This is a genomic window from Oceanisphaera sp. (assembly GCF_048268965.1).
GTDB lineage: Bacteria > Pseudomonadota > Gammaproteobacteria > Enterobacterales > Aeromonadaceae > Oceanimonas.
The window spans coordinates 52691-78853 of record NZ_JBLWUK010000015.1 but is presented as its reverse complement, the minus strand read 5'-3'; the positions used below and the strand labels follow the sequence as shown (position 1 = coordinate 78853).

26 protein-coding genes are annotated in these 26163 nt (G+C 55.0%); 14 read left to right on the top strand and 12 right to left on the bottom strand.

Annotation, left to right across the window (positions count from 1 at the left end; genetic code table 11):
- Nucleotides 1–1038: 1038 nt before the first annotated feature.
- Entirely contained in the window at nt 1039–1992 is a 954-nt protein-coding gene (locus ACN0VL_RS08865; protein WP_417616527.1) for an NAD(P)-dependent oxidoreductase, read from the top strand.
- Nucleotides 1993–2079: 87 nt separating this feature from the next.
- Here the strand turns inward: ACN0VL_RS08865 and ACN0VL_RS08860 are convergent, their stop codons facing one another.
- From ACN0VL_RS08860 to xerD, 6 genes are all read right to left on the bottom strand, one after another.
- Entirely contained in the window at nt 2080–2361 is a 282-nt protein-coding gene (locus ACN0VL_RS08860) for a DUF503 domain-containing protein (protein ID WP_417616525.1), read from the bottom strand.
- A 127-nt stretch (nt 2362–2488) separates the two neighbouring features.
- The gene (locus ACN0VL_RS08855; RefSeq protein WP_417616523.1) at nt 2489–2737 is read right to left on the bottom strand and encodes a DUF6868 family protein; all 249 of its coding nucleotides are present in this window, start codon (nt 2735–2737) and stop codon (nt 2489–2491) included.
- A 240-nt stretch (nt 2738–2977) separates the two neighbouring features.
- Nucleotides 2978–4465, bottom strand: a complete 1488-nt coding sequence (gene lysS / locus ACN0VL_RS08850) for a lysine--tRNA ligase (protein WP_417616521.1) — start codon at nt 4463–4465, stop codon at nt 2978–2980.
- A 24-nt stretch (nt 4466–4489) separates the two neighbouring features.
- Nucleotides 4490–5588 (bottom strand): peptide chain release factor 2 gene (gene prfB, locus ACN0VL_RS08845; RefSeq protein WP_417616519.1). Its coding sequence is split into 2 segments (ribosomal slippage): nt 4490–5512 and nt 5514–5588, totalling 1098 coding nucleotides; the frame shifts between segments, so codons are not numbered across the junction.
- A gap of 310 nt (nt 5589–5898) precedes the next feature.
- Nucleotides 5899–7647 (bottom strand): single-stranded-DNA-specific exonuclease RecJ, encoded by a 1749-nt coding sequence (recJ, locus tag ACN0VL_RS08840; RefSeq protein ID WP_417616518.1) that lies wholly within the window; start codon nt 7645–7647, stop codon nt 5899–5901.
- Between the two features lie 163 nt (nt 7648–7810).
- Nucleotides 7811–8698: a site-specific tyrosine recombinase XerD gene (xerD, locus tag ACN0VL_RS08835; protein ID WP_417616516.1), complete on the bottom strand. Its 888-nt coding sequence runs from the start codon at nt 8696–8698 to the stop codon at nt 7811–7813.
- 74 nt (nt 8699–8772) lie between these two features.
- Here xerD and fldB point away from each other — a divergent pair, with 74 nt between their 5' ends.
- A complete protein-coding gene (gene fldB / locus ACN0VL_RS08830) occupies nt 8773–9288 on the top strand; it encodes a flavodoxin FldB (RefSeq protein ID WP_417616514.1) in 516 nt (171 codons plus the stop codon).
- A gap of 219 nt (nt 9289–9507) precedes the next feature.
- Here fldB and brnQ read toward each other — a convergent pair whose 3' ends face one another.
- Together brnQ and ACN0VL_RS08820 are read right to left on the bottom strand one after the other, a co-directional pair.
- Nucleotides 9508–10830, bottom strand: coding sequence for a branched-chain amino acid transport system II carrier protein (brnQ, locus tag ACN0VL_RS08825; RefSeq protein ID WP_417616512.1), 1323 nt, complete (start codon nt 10828–10830; stop codon nt 9508–9510).
- A gap of 164 nt (nt 10831–10994) precedes the next feature.
- Nucleotides 10995–11702: a tRNA1(Val) (adenine(37)-N6)-methyltransferase gene (locus tag ACN0VL_RS08820; RefSeq protein ID WP_417616510.1), complete on the bottom strand. Its 708-nt coding sequence runs from the start codon at nt 11700–11702 to the stop codon at nt 10995–10997.
- Nucleotides 11703–11772: 70 nt separating this feature from the next.
- On the opposite strand from ACN0VL_RS08820, the gene srmB reads away from it, so the two are divergent.
- Nucleotides 11773–13122 carry an ATP-dependent RNA helicase SrmB gene (gene srmB / locus ACN0VL_RS08815; protein WP_417616508.1) on the top strand — a complete coding sequence of 450 codons (1350 nt, stop codon included), beginning with the start codon at nt 11773–11775 and terminating at the stop codon, nt 13120–13122.
- A gap of 176 nt (nt 13123–13298) precedes the next feature.
- Complete coding sequence (locus ACN0VL_RS08810) at nt 13299–13460, top strand: hypothetical protein (protein WP_417616506.1); 162 nt, start codon at nt 13299–13301, stop codon at nt 13458–13460.
- Nucleotides 13461–14188: 728 nt separating this feature from the next.
- Here the strand turns inward: ACN0VL_RS08810 and yaaA are convergent.
- From yaaA to ACN0VL_RS08795, 3 genes are all read right to left on the bottom strand, one after another.
- On the bottom strand, nt 14189–14962 hold the full coding sequence (gene yaaA, locus ACN0VL_RS08805) for a peroxide stress protein YaaA (protein ID WP_417616504.1): 774 nt from the start codon (nt 14960–14962) through the stop codon (nt 14189–14191).
- Between the two features lie 632 nt (nt 14963–15594).
- Nucleotides 15595–16707: a PilT/PilU family type 4a pilus ATPase gene (locus tag ACN0VL_RS08800; RefSeq protein WP_417616502.1), complete on the bottom strand. Its 1113-nt coding sequence runs from the start codon at nt 16705–16707 to the stop codon at nt 15595–15597.
- Nucleotides 16708–16722: 15 nt separating this feature from the next.
- Complete coding sequence (locus ACN0VL_RS08795) at nt 16723–17760, bottom strand: type IV pilus twitching motility protein PilT (protein ID WP_417616501.1); 1038 nt, start codon at nt 17758–17760, stop codon at nt 16723–16725.
- A 34-nt stretch (nt 17761–17794) separates the two neighbouring features.
- Here ACN0VL_RS08795 and ACN0VL_RS08790 point away from each other — a divergent pair, with 34 nt between their 5' ends.
- The 10 genes from ACN0VL_RS08790 to mutT all read left to right on the top strand — a co-directional run bounded on the left by ACN0VL_RS08790 (nt 17795) and on the right by mutT (nt 23844).
- Nucleotides 17795–18487, top strand: coding sequence for a YggS family pyridoxal phosphate-dependent enzyme (locus ACN0VL_RS08790; RefSeq protein ID WP_417616499.1), 693 nt, complete (start codon nt 17795–17797; stop codon nt 18485–18487).
- Nucleotides 18488–18497: 10 nt separating this feature from the next.
- Nucleotides 18498–19319: a pyrroline-5-carboxylate reductase gene (gene proC, locus ACN0VL_RS08785; RefSeq protein ID WP_417616497.1), complete on the top strand. Its 822-nt coding sequence runs from the start codon at nt 18498–18500 to the stop codon at nt 19317–19319.
- 9 nt (nt 19320–19328) lie between these two features.
- Entirely contained in the window at nt 19329–19880 is a 552-nt protein-coding gene (locus tag ACN0VL_RS08780) for a YggT family protein (RefSeq protein ID WP_417616495.1), read from the top strand.
- Nucleotides 19877–20170, top strand: a complete 294-nt coding sequence (gene yggU / locus ACN0VL_RS08775; protein ID WP_417616531.1) for a DUF167 family protein YggU — start codon at nt 19877–19879, stop codon at nt 20168–20170. The genes ACN0VL_RS08780 and yggU overlap by 4 nt, the downstream gene beginning before the upstream one ends.
- Before the next feature lie 37 nt (nt 20171–20207).
- A complete protein-coding gene (locus tag ACN0VL_RS08770) occupies nt 20208–20633 on the top strand; it encodes a DUF4426 domain-containing protein (RefSeq protein ID WP_417616494.1) in 426 nt (141 codons plus the stop codon).
- An 84-nt stretch (nt 20634–20717) separates the two neighbouring features.
- The gene (gene rdgB, locus ACN0VL_RS08765; protein ID WP_417616492.1) at nt 20718–21329 is read left to right on the top strand and encodes an RdgB/HAM1 family non-canonical purine NTP pyrophosphatase; all 612 of its coding nucleotides are present in this window, start codon (nt 20718–20720) and stop codon (nt 21327–21329) included.
- Nucleotides 21329–22474 (top strand): radical SAM family heme chaperone HemW, encoded by a 1146-nt coding sequence (gene hemW, locus ACN0VL_RS08760; RefSeq protein ID WP_417616490.1) that lies wholly within the window; start codon nt 21329–21331, stop codon nt 22472–22474. The genes rdgB and hemW overlap by 1 nt, the downstream gene beginning before the upstream one ends.
- A 50-nt stretch (nt 22475–22524) precedes the next feature.
- On the top strand, nt 22525–23259 hold the full coding sequence (gene zapD / locus ACN0VL_RS08755) for a cell division protein ZapD (protein ID WP_417616488.1): 735 nt from the start codon (nt 22525–22527) through the stop codon (nt 23257–23259).
- Nucleotides 23256–23447 carry a DNA gyrase inhibitor YacG gene (yacG, locus tag ACN0VL_RS08750; RefSeq protein WP_417616486.1) on the top strand — a complete coding sequence of 64 codons (192 nt, stop codon included), beginning with the start codon at nt 23256–23258 and terminating at the stop codon, nt 23445–23447. Before zapD ends, yacG begins: the two co-directional genes overlap by 4 nt.
- Entirely contained in the window at nt 23437–23844 is a 408-nt protein-coding gene (gene mutT / locus ACN0VL_RS08745) for an 8-oxo-dGTP diphosphatase MutT (RefSeq protein WP_417616484.1), read from the top strand. The genes yacG and mutT overlap by 11 nt, the downstream gene beginning before the upstream one ends.
- A gap of 63 nt (nt 23845–23907) precedes the next feature.
- Here the strand turns inward: mutT and parC are convergent, their stop codons facing one another.
- A complete protein-coding gene (parC, locus tag ACN0VL_RS08740; protein WP_417616482.1) occupies nt 23908–26154 on the bottom strand; it encodes a DNA topoisomerase IV subunit A in 2247 nt (748 codons plus the stop codon).
- Nucleotides 26155–26163 lie beyond the last annotated feature (9 nt).

Genomic DNA, 26163 nt, shown 5'->3' with positions numbered 1-26163 from the left:
GATCACCTCGTTCATTAAAACGGGTAATCTACGGTATTAAAAGTGGGCTAAACAGGTGCGGATGCAGTGACGCTTACGGATTATCTGTAGCCGTTACTGGCAGACAACTCGGGATTACAAGAAGAGATGGCTGGGATAACCTCAGCCGACCATCACATGACAGGGCCAACAAAGGCTCCTGCAATATTGGCACTCTCGCCGTCCATGGCGGTCGGATGTCATGTGCTGAGCGCCGCGGGGGTGAGCTTGTCTCGCCGTGACGAATCGTTTTAACCTTTAGAGAGTCGGAGCAGGCCCTTTGTCCGGCTTTTACCGGGTAATCACAGAGATCATCCTGCTTCGCAGGCCCGCCAGCTAAAGCGGCGGCTACATTTACTACCATCAAACACCAGGCTAAAAGCAGATCCTGACGTTCAGGGTGCCAGCAATAAATCCCGCCGGGACGGGACTGGCAGCTGAACCAATAATTAGGTGGCGTATCTAATTTGGCTATAACCTGGCCATGGCATCCGTGCCTTCTAAAAAATCCAAACCAGAACCTTTAAATGCAGACACCTGGCTAAAAATCAACCACACACTAATCTAATTACCATTGATCATTATTTTACCAACCATAAACCACTGATATTACTAGAAAAACCTGCTGGTTACATTGAGTTTAGAGAATGAGTTCTGTAACATGGGTGACTCGCTTAATTTTAGCCAACACGGAGGTTCCGTTTTGGCTTTTTGCCAAAATTTAAGCTCTGTGGCCTAAAGATGTATCATGGCTGTAGTTGAGGTAGCCTATTGGGTCCGCACTGTTTAGGGTACACATACAATACTTAGAACCAGCATTTTTAAGCAAGCTGGATGACTACCTTGGGAGGAGCCCAGATTAATGGATAGCCTCCTTGTAAACCATAGAGAATACCGCCTCAGATAAAGCGCCGAATCGTGTTAATAAAAACAAGTAATAAAATCAGGTACAGAATGTTGGTTATGCTTGGATAACAGCATTATTAGGTGTAACCATAATAATAAGAGGGAAGATAAAAAATGAAAATTGTAATTTTAGAGTCTCTAGGTATTAGCAAAGAAGAGTTAAATGCAATATCAAAACCTTTAGCTGACAACAACCATGAGTTAGTTGTATATGACGATGGTAAATTAGATGATGAGACTCTTAAATCGAGGATCAAAGACGCAGATGTTATAGTGATTGCCAACACACCACTGAGTGGTGAAGTGATCGCTACTGCAGAAAAATTAAAATATATTTCAGTAGCCTTCACTGGTTATAACCACATCGATTTAGAGATGTGTAAAGAGAAAGGGATTAAAGTTTCAAATGCTGCGGGTTACAGCACGAACTCCGTAGCTGAAATTACTTTCGGGCTAATCATTTCACTGTTGCGTAATATTGTACCTTTAGAGGAAGTCGTCAGAAACGGAGGTACAAAGGATGGCTACCGGCAGATTGATTTAAAAGGTAAAACCTTGGGTGTATTAGGCACTGGAGACATAGGTGGTGCTGTAGCTGAATTAGGTTTAGCTTTCGGCTGTAAGGTCATTGCCTATAACAGAAGTGAAAAGCCAGCATTGATAAGTAAAGGTGTAGAATACAAGTCGTTAGATGAAGTTTTAAAGGCGAGTGATATTGTTACCATTCATACGCCACTAACGGATGAAACTAAACACTTGATTGATAAAGATAAGCTGGCATTGATGAAAACCAGCTCATTCTTAATCAATACAGCAGTTGGCCCGATTATTGATAATGATGCACTGGCAGAAGCGCTGCGCAATGGAACAATCGCCGGCGCTGGGTTAGATAGAGTAGATATGGAACCACCGGTTCCCGCAGATTACCCGATCCTGGATGCTCCGAATACAGTTCTCCTTCCGCATATCGGATTTGCAACTGAAGAAGCTATGGTAAGAAGAGCCGAAATTACATTTGCAAACATTGTTAAATGGGAAAAAGGCGAACAAGAAAATATAGTTCTTTAATATAGCTCAACACAAACCTACCGTTCCGGTAGGTTTGTGTTATTTATTGAAAGAAAACTGAACGCCAGCTCTACTTGTTATATTTTATTAGAGGTATTCTCGCGTAACGTTTATCAGGCGCCCTTCTACGGTGCGCTGTATCTTGTCTTCAATCTGGCTGCACTGGGATTCGAGCTCACGTTTCGAGGCGGCCACCACCACGAATGACCACTCGCTGGCGTCGTGCCGGTCGTGTTCACCACTCTCGCAGACGGCCACCGAGGGGCTACGGCCGAAGCGTTCGTGCATGCCGCCCATGCGTTGGCGTTTTTCTTTCAGAGAGCCGCAGCCCGGCAGGGAAAAGGTCAAGGTCAGGATACCGATATGCATGTCACTCTCCTTGCTGGGCTGTGTCCATTTACCACCTACTGTACTGAACCTTGCCCTTGAGGAAGGCCAAGGTCAAGCCAGTGCGACTCGAAGCACAAAGAGAGCCACTTGCGGGTTAGGCTCAGTGTTAATGGCCCATGATTTTCAAAGCCAGATAGGGCGCCACCATAAACACCAGGGTCACTATTTTGTAATGACTCAAAAAATCAAAATACTTGCCGCTTAATGTCTGTTCGTCCATATCAAATAGCTTGCCATGAAGAGCAGAGAGGGTTCCCCTCATAAAAACAATGATGAGGGTAGCCAGCAAGAGATAGCCAATATTGATGACGGATGCCCACCCTAACAGCTCGGTTAATTGCGAAATATTCATCATGCTGGTTACCCCTTGCTGTGCGATGATTTCTGACCTGTGTTAACACTTTAATGATAGTTCCTGCCCCGCCTCTGGGAGCCATGTCAGGCAATCACGGTTTCACGGTCACGCTACTGAGCGGAGCAACAACAAACAAAGCTCCTGACATTCGTCAGGATGACGGTAAAAGGCGGGATCAAAAAAGGCGTGAAGGGTTTTACCCCTCACGCCTTGTTTTTTACGGCTAATCCGTTCTAAAACTTACTTCGCGGTTGGGCGCAAAGTCGGGAACAGGATCACGTCACGAATGGTGTGCGAGTCGGTCAGCAACATCACCAGACGGTCGATGCCGATGCCCTGGCCTGCTGTGGGTGGCAGGCCGTGCTCCAGCGCCGCTACGTAGTCTTCGTCGTAGAACATGGCTTCATCGTCGCCGGCTTCTTTTTGATCAACCTGATCTTTAAAGCGCTGCGCCTGATCTTCCGCGTCATTCAACTCGGCAAAACCATTGGCAATTTCGCGGCCGCCAATGAAGAACTCGAAGCGCTCGGTAATGCTCGGATCCTTGTCATTACGGCGCGCCAGCGGAGAAACTTCCGCCGGATACTCGGTAATGAAGGTCGGCTGGATCAAACGATGCTCAACGGTTTCTTCGAAGATCTCGGTGATCACGCGGCCCAGGCCCCAGCTTTTCTCGACCTTGATCTTCAGGTCTTTCGCCACTTCACAGGCACCCTCGTAGGTGGCCAGCTGGTCCAGCGTCACTTCCGGGTTGTATTCCAGAATCGAGTCTTTCATGCTCAGGCGCGCAAAGGGCTGACCAAATTCGAAGGTCTCTTCACCGTATTGTACGGTCGAGCTGCCCAGCACCTGGGTGGTCACGGTGCGCAGCATCTCTTCGGTGAAGTCCATCAGATCCTGATAGTTGGCATAAGCCCAGTAGAATTCCATCATGGTGAATTCCGGGTTATGACGCGGCGACAGGCCTTCGTTACGGAAGTTACGGTTGATTTCGAACACCTTCTCGAAACCACCGACCACCAAACGCTTCAGGTACAGCTCGGGCGCAATACGCAGATACATGTCCATATCCAGCGCATTATGATGGGTGATAAACGGACGGGCCGAGGCACCACCCGGGATCACCTGCATCATGGGCGTTTCTACTTCCATGAAGCCGTGGCCGTTCATGAACTGGCGAATAGCCGCCATCACCTGAGAGCGCACCTGAAAGGTACGGCGCGAGTCTTCGTTGGTGATCAGGTCAAGATAGCGCTGACGATAGCGGGTTTCCTGATCCGACAAACCGTGGAATTTTTCTGGCAGCGGACGCAGTGCCTTGGTCAGCAGCTGGAATTGATCCATGCTCACATACAGGTCGCCCTTGCCCGATTTGTGCAGCACGCCGGTCACGCCGACGATGTCGCCGATATCCAGGCCGGTATACTGCTCTTTAATGATCTTTTGTGCGTCTTTGGTGGCATAGGCCTGAATGCGGCCACTCATGTCCTGCAACGCCAAAAACGGGCCCCGCTTGGCCATAATACGGCCGGCTACCGACACCACCTTGCCCAGCTCGGCAAGGGCTTCTTTGTCTTGCCCGCCAAATTCGGCTTGTAGATCGGCGGCCAGATGTTCGCGCTGAAAATCGTTGGGGTGGCCATTGGCCGGACAATTCTTACGAATGTGATCAAGCTTGGCACGGCGCTCGGCGATCAGCTTGTTTTCGTCTGGTAACTGCTCTGTCATGATAAAGCCTTGTATAAAACTGATTTAAAGTCCGGACTTGAGGCTGGCCACAATAAACTTGTCCAGATCACCGTCTAGTACCGCTTGGGTGTTACTTGTTTCTACCCCGGTGCGCAAATCTTTAATGCGCGAGTCGTCTAACACATACGAGCGGATCTGGCTGCCCCAGCCAATGTCGGACTTGCTGTCTTCCATCATCTGCTTTTCTGCATTCTGCTTTTGCAGCTCAAACTCATACAGCTTGGCCTTCAGCTGCTTCATCGCCTGATCGCGGTTTTTATGCTGGGAGCGGTCGTTTTGACACTGCACCACAATACCGGTTGGCTCGTGGGTAATTCGCACCGCCGAGTCGGTCCGGTTAACGTGCTGACCACCGGCACCCGAGGCACGGTAGGTGTCTACGCGCAGATCGGACGGGTTGATATCAATCTCGATATTGTCGTCGATTTCCGGATACACGAAGGCGGAGCAGAATGACGTATGACGACGGCCGCCGGAGTCGAACGGTGACTTACGCACCAACCGGTGTACGCCCGATTCGGTACGCAGCCAGCCAAAGGCATATTCACCGCTGAACTTGACGGTCGCCGATTTAACACCGGCCACATCGCCATCGGACAATTCGATAATTTCGGTTTTAAAGCCGCTCGCTTCGCCCCAGCGCAAATACATACGCAGCACCATGCTGCACCAGTCTTGTGCTTCGGTGCCGCCAGAGCCCGACTGCAGATCGAGATAGCAGTCAGATTCGTCATTCTCGCCGGAGAACATGCGTCTGAATTCCAGATCCGCCAGCTTCTTGTCCAGCAGTTCCAGATCGGCCTTGGCTTCTTCGAAGGTCTCTTCGTCGTCTTCATCCACTGCCAGCTCAACCAGCTCGGCAATGTCGACTATGCCCTGATCCAGCTCGTCCAGGGTGCCAACCACGCCTTCCAGCGTGGATCTTTCTTTACCCAGTGCTTGGGCGCGCTCGGGCTGATTCCATACATCCGGCTGTTCCAGCTCGGCGTTTACCTCTTCCAGACGCTCTTTCTTGGCATCATAGTCAAAGGTACCCCCTAAGAAGCTGTGCCCGTTCAGACAACTCCTTAAGTTTATTATTCACAGGGTTTACTTCTAACATGGGTCTAATGACTCTCTTTTGTGCTGAGTGTATGTGGCGCTGCGCCAACATCAGGAGCCCGATTCTACCGAAAGCCGAGCACAAACGCAGCAGTAAGCGGCTACATTTCGATAATTGAGCCACTTTAACCTTAAGCCATAATCCGATTAACGGCGCGCGATGAAAACACCCTGGTATGACGACGGGTGCAAGCCGGCTGGCGCACTGCGGGGGAAACGGGCGCCAGGATGGCGGAGCACGAAGAGCCATACTGACTGCTCGGTATCTTCTCCCTCACTCCTCACTTCTCACCCTTACGCCTCACCGCCCTTCAGCTCAGCGGGGCGATTTTTTCTACCAGCAATTGCAGCGATTGCTTGCCCTGCCATTCGTTGACATCCAGCTTGTACACCAGTTGCACCTGGTTAATGGCGGCATTGGGCCACACCGCAAGATCGACGTTAAAGGCGATGGCATCGATCAGGGTGCGACCTTCGTCCGGGCTCAGCACCAGTTTCAGGTGTTTTTCGCCGACCAGCCGTTGTTTGATGATTCTAAAGTCACCATCAAACAGCGGCTCGGGAAAGGCCTGCCCCCAGGGCCCGGCAAAGCGCAGCTGCTCGGCCAGGGGCAGCGTAAGCTCGGCGGCACTCAGCTCGCCGTCACTCAAGACTTCGCCGGCCAGTAATTCCGGGCTGACCCACTCGGCCACGGTTTGTTCAAACGCCGCCTTGAAGGGCGCCAGAGCCGCCTTCTGCAACGATAACCCCGCCGCCATGGCATGGCCGCCAAACTTGTCAATCAGCCCCGGATGCTGGCGGTCGACCGCTTCCAGCAAGTCGCGCAAATGCACGCCGGGTATGGAACGCCCCGAGCCTTTCAGCTCGTCGTCGCCGGCTTCGGCAAAGGCAATCACGGGTCGGTAATAACGCTCCTTGATGCGCGAGGCCACCAGGCCGACCACGCCCTGATGCCAATCATCCTGATGCAATACCAAACCACTGGGCAGCTCGCCCTCGCTGATCCGCACCTTGGTCAGGCTGGCCAGCGCCTCATGCTGCATGCTGGCCTCTATGGCCTTACGCTCGCGGTTGAGATCATCCATCATGGCGGCCAGCTTGCGGGCTTCGTCCAGGTTTTCACTCAGCAAGCAGGCCACGCCCATCGACATATCGTCCAGCCGCCCCACCGCATTCAGCCGTGGGCCCAGAGCAAAGCCCAGATCGCTGGCCACCAGCCGCGACTGATTGCGGGCCGAAATATCGATCAGCGCCTGAATACCGGGGCGCAGCCGCCCGGCGCGCATGCGTTGTAGACCCTGATGCACCAATACCCGGTTGTTGGCATCCAGTGCCACCACGTCGGCCACCGTGCCCAGCGCCACCAAATCCAGATATTCGCCCATGTTGGGGGCCGTTATGCCCTGACTGGCAAACCAGCCCTGCTTGCTGAGTGCCGCACGCAGCGCCAGCAACAGATAAAAGGCCACCCCCACCCCCGCCAGGTTCTTGGACGGAAAATCACAGCCGTGCTGATTGGGGTTCACTATGGCGGCGGCATCGGGGATCTGCTCCCCGGGCAGGTGGTGATCGGTAATAATCACCTGCATGCCCAGTGCATTGGCGGCTGCCACGCCGGCCACACTGGAAATACCGTTATCCACGGTAATCAGTAGTTCACCGTTCATTTTCGCGACTTCGTCGACTACTTGCGGGCTTAACCCGTAACCGTAGTCGAAACGATTGGGCACCAGGTAATCCACCTGTCTGGCCCCCATGGCCCGCAAGCCATGCACCATCAGCGCCGAGCTGGTGGCGCCGTCACAGTCAAAATCCCCCACTATCACGATCTTGCGCTGCGCCGCCAGGGCGTGCTCGAGTATCTGCACCGCCTCGCCCATGCCCTTGAAGGTCGGCTTGAGCAGGGTATTGGCGGTCAGATCAAGCTGCTCGGCGCGCACCACACCGCGACTGGCATACAGCCGCTGCAGAATGGGCGACAAGTCGGCAGGCAGTTGATGGGGGGCGCTCACACGGCGCCGAATGGCTAATCGAGAAGGTGTCATCTTGGTGGCTGGCATGCAGATACTGGTTATTTAAACAGGAAGGCAACACTAACCGCCGTGCGCAGAATTTGCAACGGCGCTTGAAGTCGGTGAGGGGTGAAGGGTGAGGCGTAAAGAGGATGCCTTGTGCTATCTACCTCTGCACCCACTCCCCTTCACTCTTCACCCTCTTGCATCCTTACCCCCGCGGATGGTGCTCTTCGTGCAGGGCGTTAAGGCGGTGAGTCGCCACATGGGTATAAATCTGGGTGGTGGACAGGTCGGAATGGCCGAGCAGCATTTGTACCACCCGCAGGTCGGCACCGTGATTAAGCAGGTGGGTGGCAAAGGCATGGCGCAGGGTGTGGGGCGACAACTCCCCGCTGATGCCGGCACGCTGGGCGTACAGCTTGATGCGATGCCAGAAGGTTTGCCGGGTCATCTGCCGTGCCCGGCGCGACGGAAACACCACGTCCGAGGGCTGCTCGCCCAGCAAACTGGCCCGGGCCTCTTTCAAGTACCGCTCCAGCCAGTGCAGTGCTTCTTCGCCCATGGGCACCAGCCGCTCCTTGTTGCCCTTGCCCGTCACCCGCACCAGGCCCTGGCGCACGCTGATGCTTTCCATCGACAGGCTGACCAGCTCGGTCACCCGCAAACCGGTGGCATAGAGTAACTCCAGCATGGCCTTGTCGCGCAGCTCCAGCGGGTCTTCCACTTGGGGGGCCTGCAGCAGGTTTAAAACCTGCTGCTCGCTCAGGTCTTTGGGCAAGCGCTTGGCCAGCTTGGGGCCGGCAATCAGTATGCTGGGATCGTCGTCTCGCAATTGCTCGCGATGCAGGTACTGAAAAAACCGTCGCAGCACGCTGAGCATGCGCGCCGTACTGCTGGCTTTAAAACCCAGATCGAGCCGATGCGCCAGGTACTGTTGCAACGTCAGACCATCTACCGCCAGCAAACTGTTGCCGGTCTTGTCCAGCCAGACGGCAAAATGCGACAGATCGCTGCGATAGGATGCCAGCGTATTATCCGACAGCCCCTTTTCCAGCCAGAGGGCATCAACAAACTGTTCGATTAACGGATAACCCATCACTACTCCAGGCTCTGCTCACAGAAAAGCTTCTGTTATGATAGTTCCATTGTCTGAAACGATAACGGAATTCCATGAATATCGGTTTATTTTACGGCTCAACGACCTGTTATACCGAGATCGCCGCCGAAAAGATTGGTCACCAGCTCGGCGCCGAACTGGTCGATTTGCATAATATCAAGGATGTGCCGCTCTCGCGCGCCCAAGACTACCCGATTCTGATTTTCGGCATTTCCACCTGGGATTTTGGCGAACTGCAAGAAGACTGGGAATCGCACTGGGATGATATCGACAGCCTCGACCTGGAAGGCCACGTAGTGGCACTGTTTGGCATGGGCGATCAGCTGGGTTATGGCGAGTGGTTTCAGGATGCTCTGGGCCTGCTGCACGACAAGGTCGCGGCCCGGGGGGCTACCCTGGTGGGCTACTGGCCCAACAAGGGTTACGAGTTTGAAGCGTCCAAGGCACTCACCGCCGACGGCGACTACTTTGTCGGCCTGTCACTGGATGAAGCCAACCAGTACGACGACACGGATACCCGCATCGAAAGCTGGGTAGCGCAACTGCTGGAAGAAATCTCGGCGTTGTAAGTTAGTGTGTTGAGTGAGGGGAAAGGAGTAAAGGGTAAGGAGTAAAAGCACGCCTGAAGACTCGGTGTTTTCCACCTCACGCCTCACTACTTATGCCTTACCCTCCGCACCCTCTGAAAGCGGTCGCATAAATTCGACCCTAACCTTCGAAAGCAACAGCCAGCAAAGCCGCAACGTATACACTCCCACGCAGCGCGTGGGAGTGAGGGCGGTGTTGTGTTAACCCGCAGCTTGCTGCCGGGCGCTGGGCGCCGCTTTGGAGGCGGGCATGCTCAAACCAATCACAGTTGCTACACAGGTGGGCAGTACCCATGCCATGCCGATATCAAACATGGGCAACAAGGCGAAGGCGCTCATATTCAGGCCGGCCGCCTGCATGCCGTCAAGAATACCAAATACCAGGGCCACCGTCAGAGTCAGGCGAAAAGCAAAGACAGGGGCGCGCATCAGGGGCCGCAGGTAGGTGGCCAGCACCAGGGCGACGGCCACCGGATAAAAGGCCACCAGCACCGGAATGGACAGCGTGATCAGCGCATTCAGGCCAACGTTGGCCACCAGCATGCACGCCAGTGCATTAATGACCACCCACAGGCGATAGCTGGCCTTGCCGGTTAAGCGATGAAAGTAATCGGCACAGGCCGATACCAGGCCCACGGCCGTGGTCAGGCAGGCCAGCGAGACGATGGCCGCCAGTATCCACAAACCGGGGGCGCCAAACAGCGACAACACATAGGCGCTGATGATTTCGCCGCCATTCGTTGCCGACTCCACCACACCCAGGCTGGTGCCGCCCAGAATAAACAGCGACACATAGACAAAACCCAGACCCAGCGCCGCTATCAGCGCCGCTATCATCAAATAGCGGGACTGGGCACGCTTGTCGGTCACGCCTTTCTGGCGCAGCAGGTCCAGGATCAACATGCCGAACATCAGGGCGGCAAAGGTGTCCATGGTGTTATAGCCTTCTATGAACCCCTTGACGAAGGGCTGCGCCATATAGGCCTCGTTCACCGCGGGCTGGGTTCCCTGCGGGCTGACAAACACCGCCACCGCCAGTCCTACCAGCAACAGCAGCAAAATAGGAGTCAGTACCTTGCCGACGGCGTCCAGCAACTGCCCCTGATTCAACGACAGCAGTAAAACCAGGGCAAAGAAACCTATGGTGAACAAGGTCAGGGTGAACTGGGTGGGGTTTTCCAAAAAGGGCTTTATGCCCATTTCATAGGCCACCAGACCGGTACGGGGCGCAGCAAAGGCGGGGCCGATAATAATAAAAATGGCGGTCGCCATCACGGTCACCACGCCGGTGGGCAGGTAGCGGCCCATGGTCGGCAAACCGCCGCCGGCCAGGGCGGCCGCAATCAGCGTCACCAGGGGTAAACCAACGGCGGTCAGCAAAAAGCCGCTCATGGCGCTGGTGATGTTTTCACCGGCCAAAAAACCCGCCAGCGGGGGAAAGATGATATTTCCGGCACCCAAAAAGAAGGCAAAGGTCATAAAACCTAAGCCCAGCACATCAAACGTGGATAATGACTTGTTCACTACAGACCTCATTGCGGCAGCCGGCATAATGCTAGCTTCGTTTGAAAACAAACGATAATAACGGGGCGACTGGCCACCAGCTAAATGCAGTAAAATGCTATTTTCTGACGGTCGCCGAGCAAGTGAGTAGCATAATGATGTGAAAAAGAGATTCAAGGCAAAATTTACATCTTCAAATAGAAGGGAGAAACCAACGATACATATGCATCACTATAAGCATTATGCTTAGTGTTAATGACAAGCTCATCTTCCAAAGTGCAGCATTTAATTCTAGTCAGGCATAATAAAAAACGACCCGCCACTTTTCCTTCTTTGGTGATCACCGCCAGCTTTTCTGCTACATAAAAACCATTTTCAGCAGCTTGCGCCAATGCTTCATCCATCGCCTGCCCGGGCAAGACCAGCATCAGACTGCCCTCGGGGCTCAGCAATCGCCGGCTGTGACTGAACAGCTCGGCCAGGGATAGGCTCCCCGTATGACGAGCCTGACCCCGGGCCGGATTCTCGAAGTCTTGTCCATGGGTAAAGTAAGGCGGGTTGCTTACGATCAGATCGAAGGGGGTCGCCTGGTACTGCTGCAAGGCCCCCTGCACTATGTCGACTTTTTCTGGCCACGGCGAGGCCTGCACATTGTCGGCTGCCTGCAAGGCGGCGGCCTCATCCAGCTCCAGCCCCGTGATACTGACCTCCGGATTTGTGCGCTGGGCCAGCATCAAGGCGACCAGCCCCGAGCCCGTTCCTATGTCGAGAATGCGCCGGGCCGCCCCCGTGTTGGCCCAGGCGCCGAGGAGAATTCCGTCTGTGCCCACCTTCATGGCACATTGGTCATGATTGATATGAAACTGCTTAAAAGTAAATCCACGACGACTCATGCTGATCCTGACAGGTTTTTTTATCCGAATTCCCCTATAATACCTGCCTTTTAGGCTGACGAGACCGATCATGAGCAGTATGACCTTCGAGCAACTGGAACTGGATCCCATCCTGGTCCGCGCATTGACCGACATGGGCTATGCAAAACCGACCACCATTCAGAGCCAAGTTATCCCCGAAGCCATGAGCGGAAGGGACATAATGGCCTCTGCCCCTACCGGCACCGGCAAAACGGCGGCTTTTTTAGTGCCTATTTGCCAACACCTGCTGGACTTTCCACGCCGCCAGGCGGGCCCTGCCCGTATTCTGATTTTAACGCCCACCCGCGAACTGGCGATGCAAATAGGCAACGATGCCATTGCCATCGCCAAAGGCACCAAGCTGCGCGTTGAGGTGATCACCGGCGGTGTGCACGAAAGTCAGCACCTGCCGGCCCTGACCAAAACCACGGACATAGTGGTGGCAACCCCGGGACGACTGCTGCAATACATTGAGGAAGAGTCGTTTGACTGTCGCGACATCGAAATGCTGGTGCTGGATGAAGCCGACCGCATGCTGGACATGGGCTTTATCAAAGAAGTAGACCGCATTGCCGCCGAGGCCCGCTGGCGCCGCCAGACCATGCTGTTTTCGGCCACCCTTGAAGGCCACGGCTTGATGAAGTTTGCCGCCGATTTGCTGAAAGACCCGGTCGAGGTCAGCGCCGAGCCGCCACGCAGCGAGCGCAAGAAAATCAATCAGTGGGTTCACATGGCTGATAACCCGGAGCATAAATTTGCGCTGCTGGTCAGCTTGTTGCGCCAGCCCGAGGTCACTCGCAGCATCATCTTCGTGAAAACCCGCGAGCGCCTGATGGAGCTGGCCAGCCGGCTACAGCAAGAAGGCCTGCACAATGCCTGGCTGCGCGGTGAAATGGAGCAGGAAAAGCGTAACGAAGCCCTGGGGCGTTTCCGTATTGGCCGAGTCAATATTCTGGTGGCGACCGATGTGGCCTCTCGCGGTATCGACTTGCCACAGGTCAGCCACGTCATTAACTATGATATGCCGCGTACCGCCGATGTGTATGTGCATCGTATCGGCCGTACCGGTCGTGCCGGACAAAAAGGCACCGCCATCAGCCTGGTTGAAGCCCACGACATGCCATTGCTGGTGAAAGTGGAAAAATACACCGAAGAGCCGCTGAAGCGTCGCTTTATCGAGGGGCTAAGGCCGCAGCATAAAGAAGCCCGGGTAACGACACGCAAGAAAAAAGACGGCGAACGCAAGAGCAAGAAAAAGCTGGCGCCGGTCAAGAAAGAGAAAGTGCGTTTAAGAGACACCAAGAGCAAGGGCAAGCCGAAGTGGGCAACGGGTAAAGCCGAGGCCAGCCAGGCGAAAAAGCCCGGTCGCAAACCCGCAGCCAGTGATAATAACGAATAATACCCATCCCCTGTGAGGGGGGAGCAGTGAATCGTCAGGGGGAAGAGTTAGCAATAACTCTTCCCCCTTTTCTTTTTATGCTCACGGTATTTTGCAGATGCCTGCCGGCACAAGCCAGCCTGGCTCGGCTATGCTTAACGGTATAAAGCCTCGTTAACACCCGTCAAGGCGGCAGTATGCTAAAACATTATTCGGGCCCCGAGCGGCGCCAACAGCAAAGACGACGCATTCTGGACCGACGCGATCTGCTGCGCTGGCCCCCGGAAGATCAGGAACGCCGCATGCAAAGCCCGGGACGGCGCAAAGTGGATCAGGCCAAAAGCCTGTGGGGGCAATAATCCGCCCCACAGTACCGCTAAAAAAGTGCCGATAAAAAAACCGGCCCATCAGGACCGGTCAAAAAGAAGAAGAGAGTAGTAAAATTCAGTAAGCACACTAGGTAAGAGCACGGCCGGACCGAAAGGTTCCGGTTTTTTTTTGGCCAATGGCTATTTTTTGATCTGATGGCACTTTTTTAGGCTGAAAGCGCCGTTATGCGCCACCGCCGGTAGCGGTACCTCATAAAAAAGTACCGGTACCCCATAAAAAAACCGGCCCATCGGGACCGGTCAAAATGAAGAAGAGAGAGTATTCAAATTCAGTAAGCATACTCATTAAGAGCACAGCCGGAGCAAAAGGTTCCGGCTTTTTACTTTTTTTTTGGCTAAAGGCCCTTTTTTAGCTCAAGGCCCTGTTTTGGCCGAAGACGCAGTGACGTGCCGCCGCCGATACCGGCCCCATAAAAAAACCGGCCCATCGGGACCGGTTAAAAAGGAAGAAGAGAGAGTATTCAAATTCAGTAAGCACACTAGTTAAGAGCAGCCCCAGGGCAAAAGGTTCACACTTTTTGCGAAAAAACGTTAAAACGCCGTAGGTCATACGCTGTACGCTGTCGGTTAAAGAGCCGCTCCGCCTTTTGTCGCCTCTATGCTCTGTCCACTTTAAGGCAGAAAACCAGACCTGCGGATCCAGTGTTGGCCTTTGGCTTACTGCGTATGGCTTAAAACGTACCGCTGCCCAGAGGGCATTACTGCTCTTCGCGCTTGAACACCAGCTCGGTCGCGGTCGACTCGGCTTCAACGAAGTAGTAACCCGCGGTGTCAAAGGCGGTTAGCTGGCTCACCTCGGTCAGCTGATGCTGAATAATATAACGCGCCATCATGCCTCGTGCCTTCTTGGCGTAAAAGCTGATGATTTTGTACTGGCCGTTCTTACAGTCCTTGAATACCGGGGTAATAATCTGTCCGGCCAGGCGCTTGGGTTTAACCGCCTTGAAGTACTCGTTGGATGCCAGGTTGATCAGCACATTATCGCCCTGCTCTTCCAGAGCCTGATTGAGCTTGTCGGTAATAATGTCCCCCCAGAAGGCATACAGGTCTTTACCGCGCTCGTTATCCAGCTTGGTGCCCATCTCCAGCCGGTAAGGCTGCATCAGATCCAGTGGCCGCAGCAGGCCGTACAAGCCCGACAGCATACGAAAATGTTGTTGAGCAAAGGCAAAGTCCGCCGGACTCAGGCTTTCGGCATCCAGCCCGGTATACACATCGCCTTTAAACGCCAGAAGCGCCTGCTTGGCGTTGTCCGGAGTAAAATCAGGCTGCCAGTCGGCAAAACGGGCGGCATTCAGCCCGGCGAGCTTGTCGCTGATCTTCATCAGCTTGCCAATGTCGGCCGGGCTTAGCTGGCGAGCCCGCTCGATCAACAGCGCCGATTCGGCTAATAACTCAGGCTGAGTGAAGTCGGCAATAACCGGTGGCGTATCAAAATCGAGTGTCTTGGCAGGAGAAACCACTATCAGCATGAGTTACCTCTAAATAACTATTATAAAAACCCGCCATCACAACAACAGCGTCATGGCGAACAAACATCCAACCTTTACAGCCATTTTGCCACGGCCCCTACGAAATCCACAGGCGAGGCATAAAATAAAGCGGTCAGCTATTAGGGTCTGACATAAAACATATTCTGCTAATACCAAACTGAGTAAGTAACTGGTCTATTTAGCTGCTCTGGAAAGGCCGAACGAAGGGTCTACTCCACCGACACGCTGCAAGCACTTCCCTGTGGCGCTCAAACACATGACCTCCTTGTCATGTGATGGTCGGTGGAGTAGATCCCTTCATCCGCCCCAAGCTGCGGAGTTGCCTGTAGGTGCTATCTACAGACAACTCGGTGCTTGTGGAGAGGCAACAGAGTTCGGCTCCCACGACCGTGAAATGACAGGGATGTCATTTCCCGAGCCCCCAAGGATGGGTTTATGGCGTGTCGTGGGAGTTGACTCTGTTTCCTCTGGTACTCAGCTTTAAAATAGATCATATTTTTACTTAGATTGGTATAACGCAGAACCGGCCGCTAAAGCGCCGGCCTACAGGAACTGTGTGTATCTTTTTCTGGGCGCTTGGTGCCAGGCGCTGGGCGCTGCTGAAAGCACACTCAATCTTCTATGGTCGCGTTATCGAGCAAGCCGGCATCCAGCCCCCGGTTGCCTGCTTGCAGCTTGATCATCAAGCGTAAATCGTTGGGAGAGTCGGCATAGGCCAGGGCTTCGCTATAGCCGATGTGCTGTTGGGTATAGAGATCAAACAAGGCCTGATCGAAGGTCTGCATGCCCTGCTCTCGGGACTTGCCCATCAGCTCCTTCAAACGATGCATTTCGCCTTTGCGGATCAAGTCGGCCATGAGGGGCGTGTTCAACAGCACTTCAAAGGCGGCCCGCCGCTTGCCGCCATCTCGGGTTGGAATCAGCTGCTGGGCCACTATCGCCTTGAGGTTGAACGACAAATCAAACTGCAGCTGCCGATGCTTGCTTTCCGGCACCAGGTGCATAATACGGTCCAGCGCCTGGTTGGCGTTGTTGGCGTGCAGGGTAGCCATGCACAGGTGCCCGGTTTCGGCAAACGCCAGGGCATAGCCCATGGTTTCTTCGCTGCGAATTTCCCCAATCAGGATCACGTTGGGCGCCTGACGCAGAGAGCTTTTCAGTGCGGCTTCAAAAGATTCGGTATCTATACCCACTTCGCGCTGGGTAATAATGGAGCGATCGTGCTGATGCACAAATTCCACCGGATCTTCTATGGTCAGAATATGATCGTCCGCATGGCGGTTGCGATGGCCAATCATGGCCGCCTGGGTGGTCGACTTACCGGTTCCCGTCCCCCCTACAAACAACACCAGACCGCGCTTGGTCATGGCGATGTCACGCAGGCTGTCGGGCAGATACAGCTCTTCGAAGGTCGGGATCCTGCTTTCGATGCGGCGGATCACCATGCCGGCCTTTTCCTGTTGCCAGAAGGCACTCACCCGAAAACGCCCGCACTGCTCGTCGCTAATGGCGAAGTTGGCTTCTTTATGACGGTGAAAATGCGCGTGCCAGTCGGCGGTCATGCAAGATTCCACCAGGGCCAGCGTATCTGCTGCCGTCAGCCGGGTCTCGCCCAGGGGCACCAGTTTGCCATGGCTTTTCACCATGGGCGGCACCCCGACCGAGACATAGAGATCCGAGGCCTGCTGATCCACCATTGCCTGCAATAAAGGCGTTAACTCCATGCTTATCTTCTCCCATTATTGAATGCTCTGCGGGTCCGTCGCCTTCGCACGTGCTTCTACCGCTGTGACCATGCCGCTGCTTACCAGCAGCTTCAAACACTGATCCATGGTTTGCATGCCATGGGCCATGCCGGTCTGGATCACCGAATACATCTGCGCCACCTTGTCTTCCCGGATCAGGTTACGAATAGCCGGCGTGCCCAGCATGATCTCGTGCGCGGCAATGCGCCCGCCATTCGGTTTTTTCAGCAGGGTTTGCGAGATAACCGCACGCAGAGATTCGGACAGCATGGATCTTACCATGGCTTTTTCGGCTCCGGGAAAGACATCGACAATCCGGTCGATGGTTTTGGCCGCCGACGAGGTATGCAGGGTGGCAAACACCAGGTGCCCGGTTTCGGCGGCGGTCAGTGCCAGGCGGATCGTTTCCAGATCCCGCAGCTCGCCGACCAGAATAATATCGGGATCTTCGCGCAGGGCCGAACGCAACGCATTACTGAATGAATGGGTGTCTCTGTGCACTTCACGCTGGTTGATCAGGCACTTTTTATTGTCATGCACAAATTCAATGGGATCTTCTATGGTCAGAATGTGCTTGTGTTCATGCTCGTTGATATGATCGACCATGGCCGCCAGGGTGGTGGACTTGCCCGAGCCGGTCGGACCCGTCACCAGCACCAGGCCGCGTGAATACTCGGCAATGCGCCGAAATATTTCGGGTCCGCCGAGTTGCTCCAGGCTTAGTACCTCGCTCGGGATCACACGAAACACCGCTGCCGCACCGCGTGCCTGATGATAGGCATTGACCCGAAAGCGCGCCAGGCCGGACAGCTCGAAAGAAAAGTCGATTTCCAGGTTGTCTTCATATTCTTTGCGCTGGTAATCATTCATGATGTCGTACACCAAACGGTGCACCTCTCGGTGCTCCAATACCGGCACGTTTATTTTTCGCACTTCACCATCAACGCGGATCTGGGGCGGCACCCCGGCAGACAGATGCAGATCGGAGGCATTATGTTTTACACTAAAGGCCAATAATTCCGTAATATCCATTATCCCTTCCTGTTGCTCTTGGTTTATTGCTCATATGAATACTATCCTACAACAGCTGCACTTGGTGCACGACAGAATTGCCGCCGCAGCCACCGCCTGTGAGCGCCACCCCGATGAAATACAACTCCTGGCCGTTAGCAAGACTAAACCGGTCGCCGATCTGTTAAGCGCCTACCAGGCCGGCCAGCGCCAGTTCGGGGAAAACTATGTACAAGAAGCCATCGATAAAATACAGGCGTTAAAGTCCGATTGCCCCGATATTTGCTGGCACCTGATAGGCCCGCTGCAATCGAACAAAACCCGGCAGGTGGCAGAAGCCTTCGATTGGGTGCAAAGTGTCGACCGACTCAAGATTGCCGAGCGCCTCAGCGCCCAGCGACCCGGCAACATGCGTCCGCTGAATATTTGTTTGCAGGTCAACATCAGCAAAGAAGCCAATAAGTCGGGTCTGTTGCCCGAAGACGTAGCAGCGCTGGCCGCTAAAATCGACTCGTTGCCAGGCATATGCCTGCGCGGATTGATGGCGATTCCCGAGGCGACCGACGATAGCGACAAACTCACGACACAATTACTAGAGTTACGACAACTGTTTGATAGAATGGCAGAAAAATATCCCGACCTGGATACGTTATCCATGGGAATGAGTAACGATCTAGAACTCGCAGTGGCCTGTGGCAGTACCCTGGTTAGGGTTGGCACGGCTATATTTGGCTCTCGCAACTCGTGAGTAATCAGTAATGGAACATAGAAAACTGGCCTTTATTGGCGCAGGAAACATGTCACGCAGCCTGATCTCCGGGCTGATTAAATCGGGTTATCCCGCCGATGCCATTATGGCAACCAACCCTTCACCGGGAAAACTGGAACAACTGGCTGCCGACTTCGGTATTCACACCAGCCAGGATAATACCCAGGCGGTCGCCTGGGCCCAGGCCCTGGTGCTGGCCGTCAAGCCGCAGATGATGGCCGGCATGCTGACCGACCTGCAGCAGCACAACGCCGGGCTGGATGGCAAGCTGCTGATCTCGATTGCTGCCGGCATCTCGGTATCGCGGCTGGAGCAACTCACCGGCCAGCAACGCATTATTCGTACCATGCCCAATACTCCCTCGTTGCTCGGCCTGGGCATGACGGGCCTGTATGCCCGTGCTCACATCGAACAGGCCGACCGCGATTATTGCCAGCAGATGATGCAGGCCGTGGGCAAAACCCTGTGGGTCAACGACGAAGAGGGTATCAACCAGGTGATTGCCGCCGCCGGCAGTGCACCAGCCTATTTTTTTCTGTTTATGGAAGCCATGGCGGCTCAGGCACAGCAATCGGGCTTTAGTGAACAGGAAGCCCGGTTACTGGTAGAGCAAACCGCATTGGGCGCCGCCCATATGGTGGCCGCCAATCCGGATGTCAGCCTGAGCGAGCTGAGAGCACAGGTCACCTCCAAGGGAGGCACCACAGCCGAAGCCATTCGCCACTTTCAAGAGCAAGGCCTGGAACAACTGGTCGCACACGCCATGGCCGCCGCCGCAACACGGGCGCGCGAACTAGAAACTCAGCTCTAAGGACAATAAATGAATACCGCTTACTATCTCATTAATACCCTGTGCAACCTGTACCTGATGGTGGTACTGATGCGTATCTGGCTGCAGCTGGCCAGGGCCGACTTCTACAATCCCTTCAGCCAGTTTGTGGTCAAGGCGACCAATCCGGTATTGAAACCCCTGCGCCGCTTTGTTCCCGGCTATTTTGGTATCGACATCGCGGCCCTGTTGCTGGCCGTGCTGGTGGTGATGGTCAAGCTCAGCCTGCTGTACGGACTCAAAATCCTCGAAACCGATATCTGGTCCGACTGGCTGTTGCTGGTCGTGCTCACCATCGTCAAGAAAGCGGGCGCCATGCTGTTCTGGATCCTGATTATACGCGCGCTGCTGAGCTGGGTAAGCCAGGGCAATAATCCGGTTGAGTATCTGATGGTACAGCTGACCGAACCCTTGCTGGCCCCCATACGCCGCGTGGTTCCCTCTCTGGGCGGGCTCGACCTGTCCATGCTGGTATTCTTTATCATACTCCAGGTGCTCAACTCCCTGATGGGGGATATCTTCATCCTCTGGTGGGGGATATAAGCCTGGCGGTTCAACTCAAGGATGACGCGCTTTACCTGCGCGTCTATTTACAGCCCAAGGCCAGCCGGGACCAGTTTCTTGGTCTGCATGGTGACGAACTCAAAATCGCCATTACCGCGCCTCCTGTCGAGGGCAAGGCCAATGCGCATCTGCTGAAATGGCTAGCCAAACAGTGCCGGGTGGCCAAGTCTCAGGTGCAATTGGTTGCCGGCGCCAGCAGCCGGCACAAGAAAGTCGTGATCGCATCGCCAACAGAAATTCCGCCGGTACTGGCTGAGCTGTTGACCTAAACTGAATATTAAGACGCTTAAACAAAGAGGAAGAGTGATGTTTAAAGGCATGCTGACTACCTTATGGCTTGGTCTGGGGCTCTTGCTCTCGGTCCAGGCTCAGGCCGACGAAACCAAGGTGGGCGACTGGACCGTGCATTACAGCGCCCTGCCCTCCACTTTTCTGACCCCCGAAGTGGCTCGCACCAATCGCATCGAGCGCAGCCGCTATAACGGCATTCTGAATATTGCGGTACTCGATGAAAACGGCAAGTCTCTGCAGGTGAACCTGACCGGAGAAGGCAAAACGCTGATTGGCACGGTGCGCAAACTGGAGTTTCAAACCATACGCGAAGGTGATGCCATCTATTACATCGCCGAATACCCCTATCGCAATGTCGACAATGTGCTGTTCACCATCGATATTCAAGGTCCGAACCGGGGTGGCGAGTTCTCGTTCCGCCATACTTTTTATACCGATTGAGCCTGCGCGCATCCGAGCACTCACTTCCGGGGGCAGCAGTGTTATTATGCACACTCACACGCCTCAGCCTAACGGGAGTATCAGGTGAGCAAGCAGATAGTACTGGCCTCGGGTAACGCCAAAAAAGTTGCCGAATTACAAAGCCTACTCGGCGAGCTGGACATGACCGTCATTCCCCAGAGCAAACTGGGCGTGACCGATGCCGATGAAACCGGCACCACCTTCGTGGAAAACGCCATTATCAAGGCCCGTCATGCCGCCGCCATTACCGGCCTGCCTGCCATAGCCGATGACTCAGGGCTGGCTGTTGCCGCGCTGGACGGCCGTCCCGGCGTGTACTCTGCACGCTTTGCCGGCGAGCAGACGACCGATCAACAAAACCTGGAATTATTGCTGACCCAGCTGCAAGACACGCCAGCCGGGCAGCGTCAGGCTACCTTTTGGTGTGTGCTGGTGTATATGCGCCATGCCGACGACCCCACGCCCCTGATTTGCAGCGGTTCATGGCACGGCGAGATTACCACGGCCGCCCGGGGCGAACAGGGCTTTGGCTACGATCCCGTGTTCTGGGTATCCGAGGCCGGCAAAACCGCCGCCGAGCTCAGCGCCGCCGAGAAAAACCGCCTCAGCCACAGAGGCAAGGCGCTGCGCCAGTTACAAGACCAGCTGCAAGCCTTGCCGCAAGAGCAATCGTGATGCTGCATCTTCCCCCGCTCAGCCTCTATGTGCACATTCCCTGGTGTGTGCAAAAATGCCCCTATTGCGACTTTAACTCTCACCCCCTGAAAGAAGCGATTCCCGAGCAGGCGTATATTAGTGCCCTGCTTGAGGATCTGCGCCAGGATCTTCACCTGGCCCAGGGCCGTCCGTTACACAGTATTTTTATTGGTGGCGGCACCCCCAGCCTGATGAGCCCGGAGGCCATCAAGCGGTTGCTCGATGGCATCAAGGCACTGATCCCGTTTGCAGACGCCATGGAAATCACCCTGGAAGCCAACCCGGGCACGGTAGAAGCCGGTCGTTTTGCCGGCTTTAAAGCAGCCGGGGTCAACCGCATCTCGATTGGCATTCAAAGCTTTCAGCCAGAAAAACTGGCCCGCCTGGGCCGTATTCATGATCCCGAGCAGGCACGCTTCGCCGCACAGGAAGCGGCGACCGTGGGGCTAAACAGCTTCAATATCGACCTGATGCATGGCCTGCCCGAGCAAAGCCTGAGCGACGCCTTGTCGGATCTGGAACAGGCCATCGCCCTGTCCCCGCCCCACTTATCCTGGTATCAGCTGACCATAGAGCCCAATACGCCCTTTGCCTCCCGTCCGCCGGCCCTGCCAGAAGACGAAACGCTGGCCGATATTTATGAGCAGGGTCACGCCCTGCTGTTGGCCAACGGCTACCTGCAGTATGAAGTGTCGGCCTATGCCAAACCCGGATTCGAGGCCCGGCATAATCTGAACTACTGGCGCTTTGGCGATTATTTAGGCATTGGCTGTGGCGCCCACGGTAAAATCACCCTACCGTTAGAAGGAAAGCTGGTTCGCACCGTCAAGGTCAAGCACCCCAAGGGGTATCTAGAAGCCAACCGTCCTTACCTGGATCAGTATTGGCCGATAGCCACGCAGGATCTGTCGCTGGAATATTTCATGAATCGGTTGCGGCTGTTCGAGGCGATTCCCAAACAGGAATTCCCGCAGCTTACCGGGCAGTCTGCAAGCCTGCTGGAAACCCCGCTGACAGAGGCCTTGCGGCTAGAACTGCTGGACGAAACCGACACTCACTGGCAGGTAACGCCACTGGGGCGACGCTTTTTAAACCGCTTGCTCGATTTGTTTATTACCGACTGATACGGGTAACATTGCCGCCATTATCGCCTTTACCTGTGGGCAGGAGCCTTATGTCATCACTGGTTTACGAATACCCGCTTAATGAAAAATGTCGCAATTACCTGCGCCTCAACGACTTGCTGCAACAAATCAAGCAATGCCGCAGTCTGACTGCCAGCGGCCAGACCATTGCCCTCTTTAAAGCACTGCTCGATATTATTGAGCTGCTGGAACGCTGCGATATTCGCACCGATCTGGCCAAAGATCTGTCCATTCAAAAAGAAAAGCTGGCCGCCTGGGCCCAGGTGCCGGGGATCGATGCCGCCGCACTGGCCCAGCTGGAGCAACAGCTGGCCGAGTTAAGCCAGCAACTCCCCAGAGCGTCACGTTTTGGCCAGCAACTGCGTGAAGACAAGCTGCTCACGGCCATTCGTAGCCGCTTTGCCATACCCGGTGGCCTGTGCTCCTTTGATGTGCCGCAGTTGCATTACTGGCTGCATCAGCCCCGGGAAAACCAGCAGCAAGACATTGATGGCTGGCTGGCCCAGCTACAGCTGTTACAACAAGGGCTGGAGCTACAACTTACCCTGTGGCGCGAAACCGGCCAGTTTCAGTCTCAGGTAGCCAACAACGGCTTTTTTCAGGACGATGCGGCACACACCCATATTATCCGCTTGCGTCTGCCGGCCGATCAGGCCATTTACCCGGTAGTCAGTGGTAACAAGTACCGCTATACCATCCGCTTTATGCCGGTTGATAATCATGAAATCGGTAATGTTGAATTTGAATTGGCGAATATTAAATGAATAAAGTTCTCACCGTTACCTGCCCCACCTGCAAGACGCCTGTGGAATGGAGCGAGCAAAGCCCGTTTCGTCCGTTTTGCAGCAAGCGTTGCCAACTGATTGATTTGGGCGAGTGGGCAGACGAAGAAAAGCGTATTCCCGGTGACCCGGCCTGGCTACCGGATCAGGATAATGAAAATGAGTACTGATACCGTCAAGAAATCGGTACTGGTAGCGGTGGGGGTGATTGAAAATACCGAGGGCGAAATTTTTATCTGCCGCCGTGGCGCCAGTCAGCACCAGGCAAACAAGTGGGAGTTTCCCGGCGGCAAGGTCGAAGCCGGCGAAACTGTGGCTCAGGCACTGGCCCGGGAGCTGGCAGAAGAAGTGGGCATCATAGTGCAGGCCTGCCAGCCGTTGATGCAGATAGAGCACGACTACGGCGACAAGCTCGTCACCCTGGCCATCCGTAAAGTGACCGCCTTCAGCGGCGAACCGAGTGGGCTTGAAGGCCAACCCAGCCGCTGGGTACCGGTAGACGAACTAGGCCAGTACGACTTTCCCGCCGCCAACAGCCCGATAGTCGAGACATTGCAAAAGGCATGAGGGGTGAATGAAGGGTGAGGGGTCTGTTTTTCCTCACGCCTTCCCCCCTCACCCCTCACGTTTTTATTCGACTTCCAGACTGTCTACCCGTTGCAACCCTCGGGGCAACAAGGCACCGCGGCGGCCCCTTTCACCCTGGTAGTGAGCCAGATCGGCAGGCTTGAGGGTGAGTTTACGCTTGCCGGCATACAGGGTCACGCTGGCACCTTCCGGCACCACCACCAGCTGCTTGATGAAGTCTTCCCGGGCCTGCACCTTGGCCGAAGGAATGCCGATGATCTTGTTGCCCTTGCCCTTGCCCAACAGCGGCAAGTCCTGCAGTGGAAACAACAACATGCGGCCTTCATTGGTCACCGCCAAACACTGACTGCTGGCCAGCTGCTCTATGAGCACCGGCTTCAACACCTGACCGCCGGCGGGCACGGTGAGCAACGCCTTGCCGTTTTTATTGCGGCTTACCATGTCAGCAAAGCGGCACACAAAGCCATAACCCGCATCGGACGCCAGCAGGAACAGCCGTTCGTCGTCGCCCATCAGCACAAAACTGGCCTGCTCGCCGGGGCTCAAGTTACAACGCCCCGACAGGGGTTCGCCCTGGCTGCGGGCCGAGGGCAAGCCATGGGCATCCTGGCCATAGGCCCGGCCTATGCTGGACAGGAACACCGCCATCTGGTTACTGCGTCCATTAACCGCATCCAGAAAGCCGTCCCCGGCCCGATAGCTCAGGCTGGCACCATCGATATCGTGCCCCTTGGCCGACCGGATCCAGCCTTTTTCCGAGAGCACAACCGTGATCGCCTCACTGGGGATCAGCTCTTTCTCGCTCAATGCCCTGGCTTCTGCTCGCTCAATAAGCGGCGAGCGACGATCGTCCCCGTACTTTTCGGCATCGGCCAGGATCTCTTTCTTGATCAGGGTATTCAAGCGACGCTCGGAGCTCAGCAGTAAGGTCAGCTTGTCCCGCTCGGCAGCCAGCTCATCCTGCTCACCGCGGATCTTCACTTCTTCCAGCTTGGCCAAGTGGCGTAATTTCAGCTCCAGAATGGCTTCAGCCTGTATCTCGGTGAGCTCGAAACGCGCCATTAACACCGGCTTGGGTTCGTCTTCGCGGCGAATGATCTCGATGACTTCATCAATGTTCAAAAACGCGGCCAACAAGCCTTCCAGAATGTGCAGCCGCGCTTCCACTTTATCCAGCCGGTGCTGCAGGCGGTTACGCACGGTTTGCCGGCGAAAGGTCAGCCATTCGTCCAGAATCATATCCAGACTTTTCACCTGGGGCTTGTTGTTCAGTCCCAGCATGTTCAGGTTTACGCGGTAGCTCTTCTCCAGATCGGTGCTGGCAAACAGGTGCTGCATCAGCTGTTCGACATCGACCCGGTTCGAGCGCGGAATAATCACCAGCCGCGTGGGGTTTTCATGATCCGCCTCATCACGCAAATCCGCTACCATGGGCAGCTTTTTCGCCTGCATCTGGGCCGCTATCTGCTCCAGGATCTTGCCGCTGCTGGCCTGGTGCGGCAAGGAGGTAATGATAATATCCCCTTGTTCCATCTCGTAGACGGCGCGCATCTTGATGCTGCCACGACCGGTTTCGTATATTTTCTGAATATCCGCCCGGGGGGTAATGATCTCGGCATGGGTGGGGTAATCCGGCCCGTGCACAAACTCCATCAGCTCGCTCACGCTCGCCTTGGGATTCGCCAATAAGTGCACGCAGGCGGCGGCCAGTTCGCGAATGTTATGGGGCGGTATGTCGGTCGCCATGCCCACGGCAATGCCGGTGACGCCATTGAGCAGAATATGCGGCAGGCGGGCCGGCAACATGCGCGGCTCTTTCATGGTGCCATCGAAGTTGGGGATCCACTCTACCGTGCCCTGACCGAGCTCGGATAACAGCAGCTCGGCATGGCGAGACAGACGGGCCTCGGTATAACGCATGGCGGCGAACGACTTGGGATCATCCGGCGCCCCCCAGTTACCCTGGCCGTCCACCAGTGGATAACGGTAAGAAAACGGCTGCGCCATCAACACCATGGCTTCGTAACAGGCGGAGTCACCATGGGGGTGATATTTACCCAGCACGTCCCCCACGGTACGGGCCGACTTTTTATGCTTGGACAGGGCCGACAGCCCCAGCTCGCTCATGGCATAAATAATGCGGCGCTGTACCGGTTTCAGGCCATCACCTATATGGGGCAAGGCGCGATCCATGATGACGTACATGGAGTAATTAAGGTAAGCCTGCTCGGTAAAGGTATGCAACGGCAGGCGTTCTACGCCTTCCATCGTAAAATCGTTATTACTCATTTAAGTTCT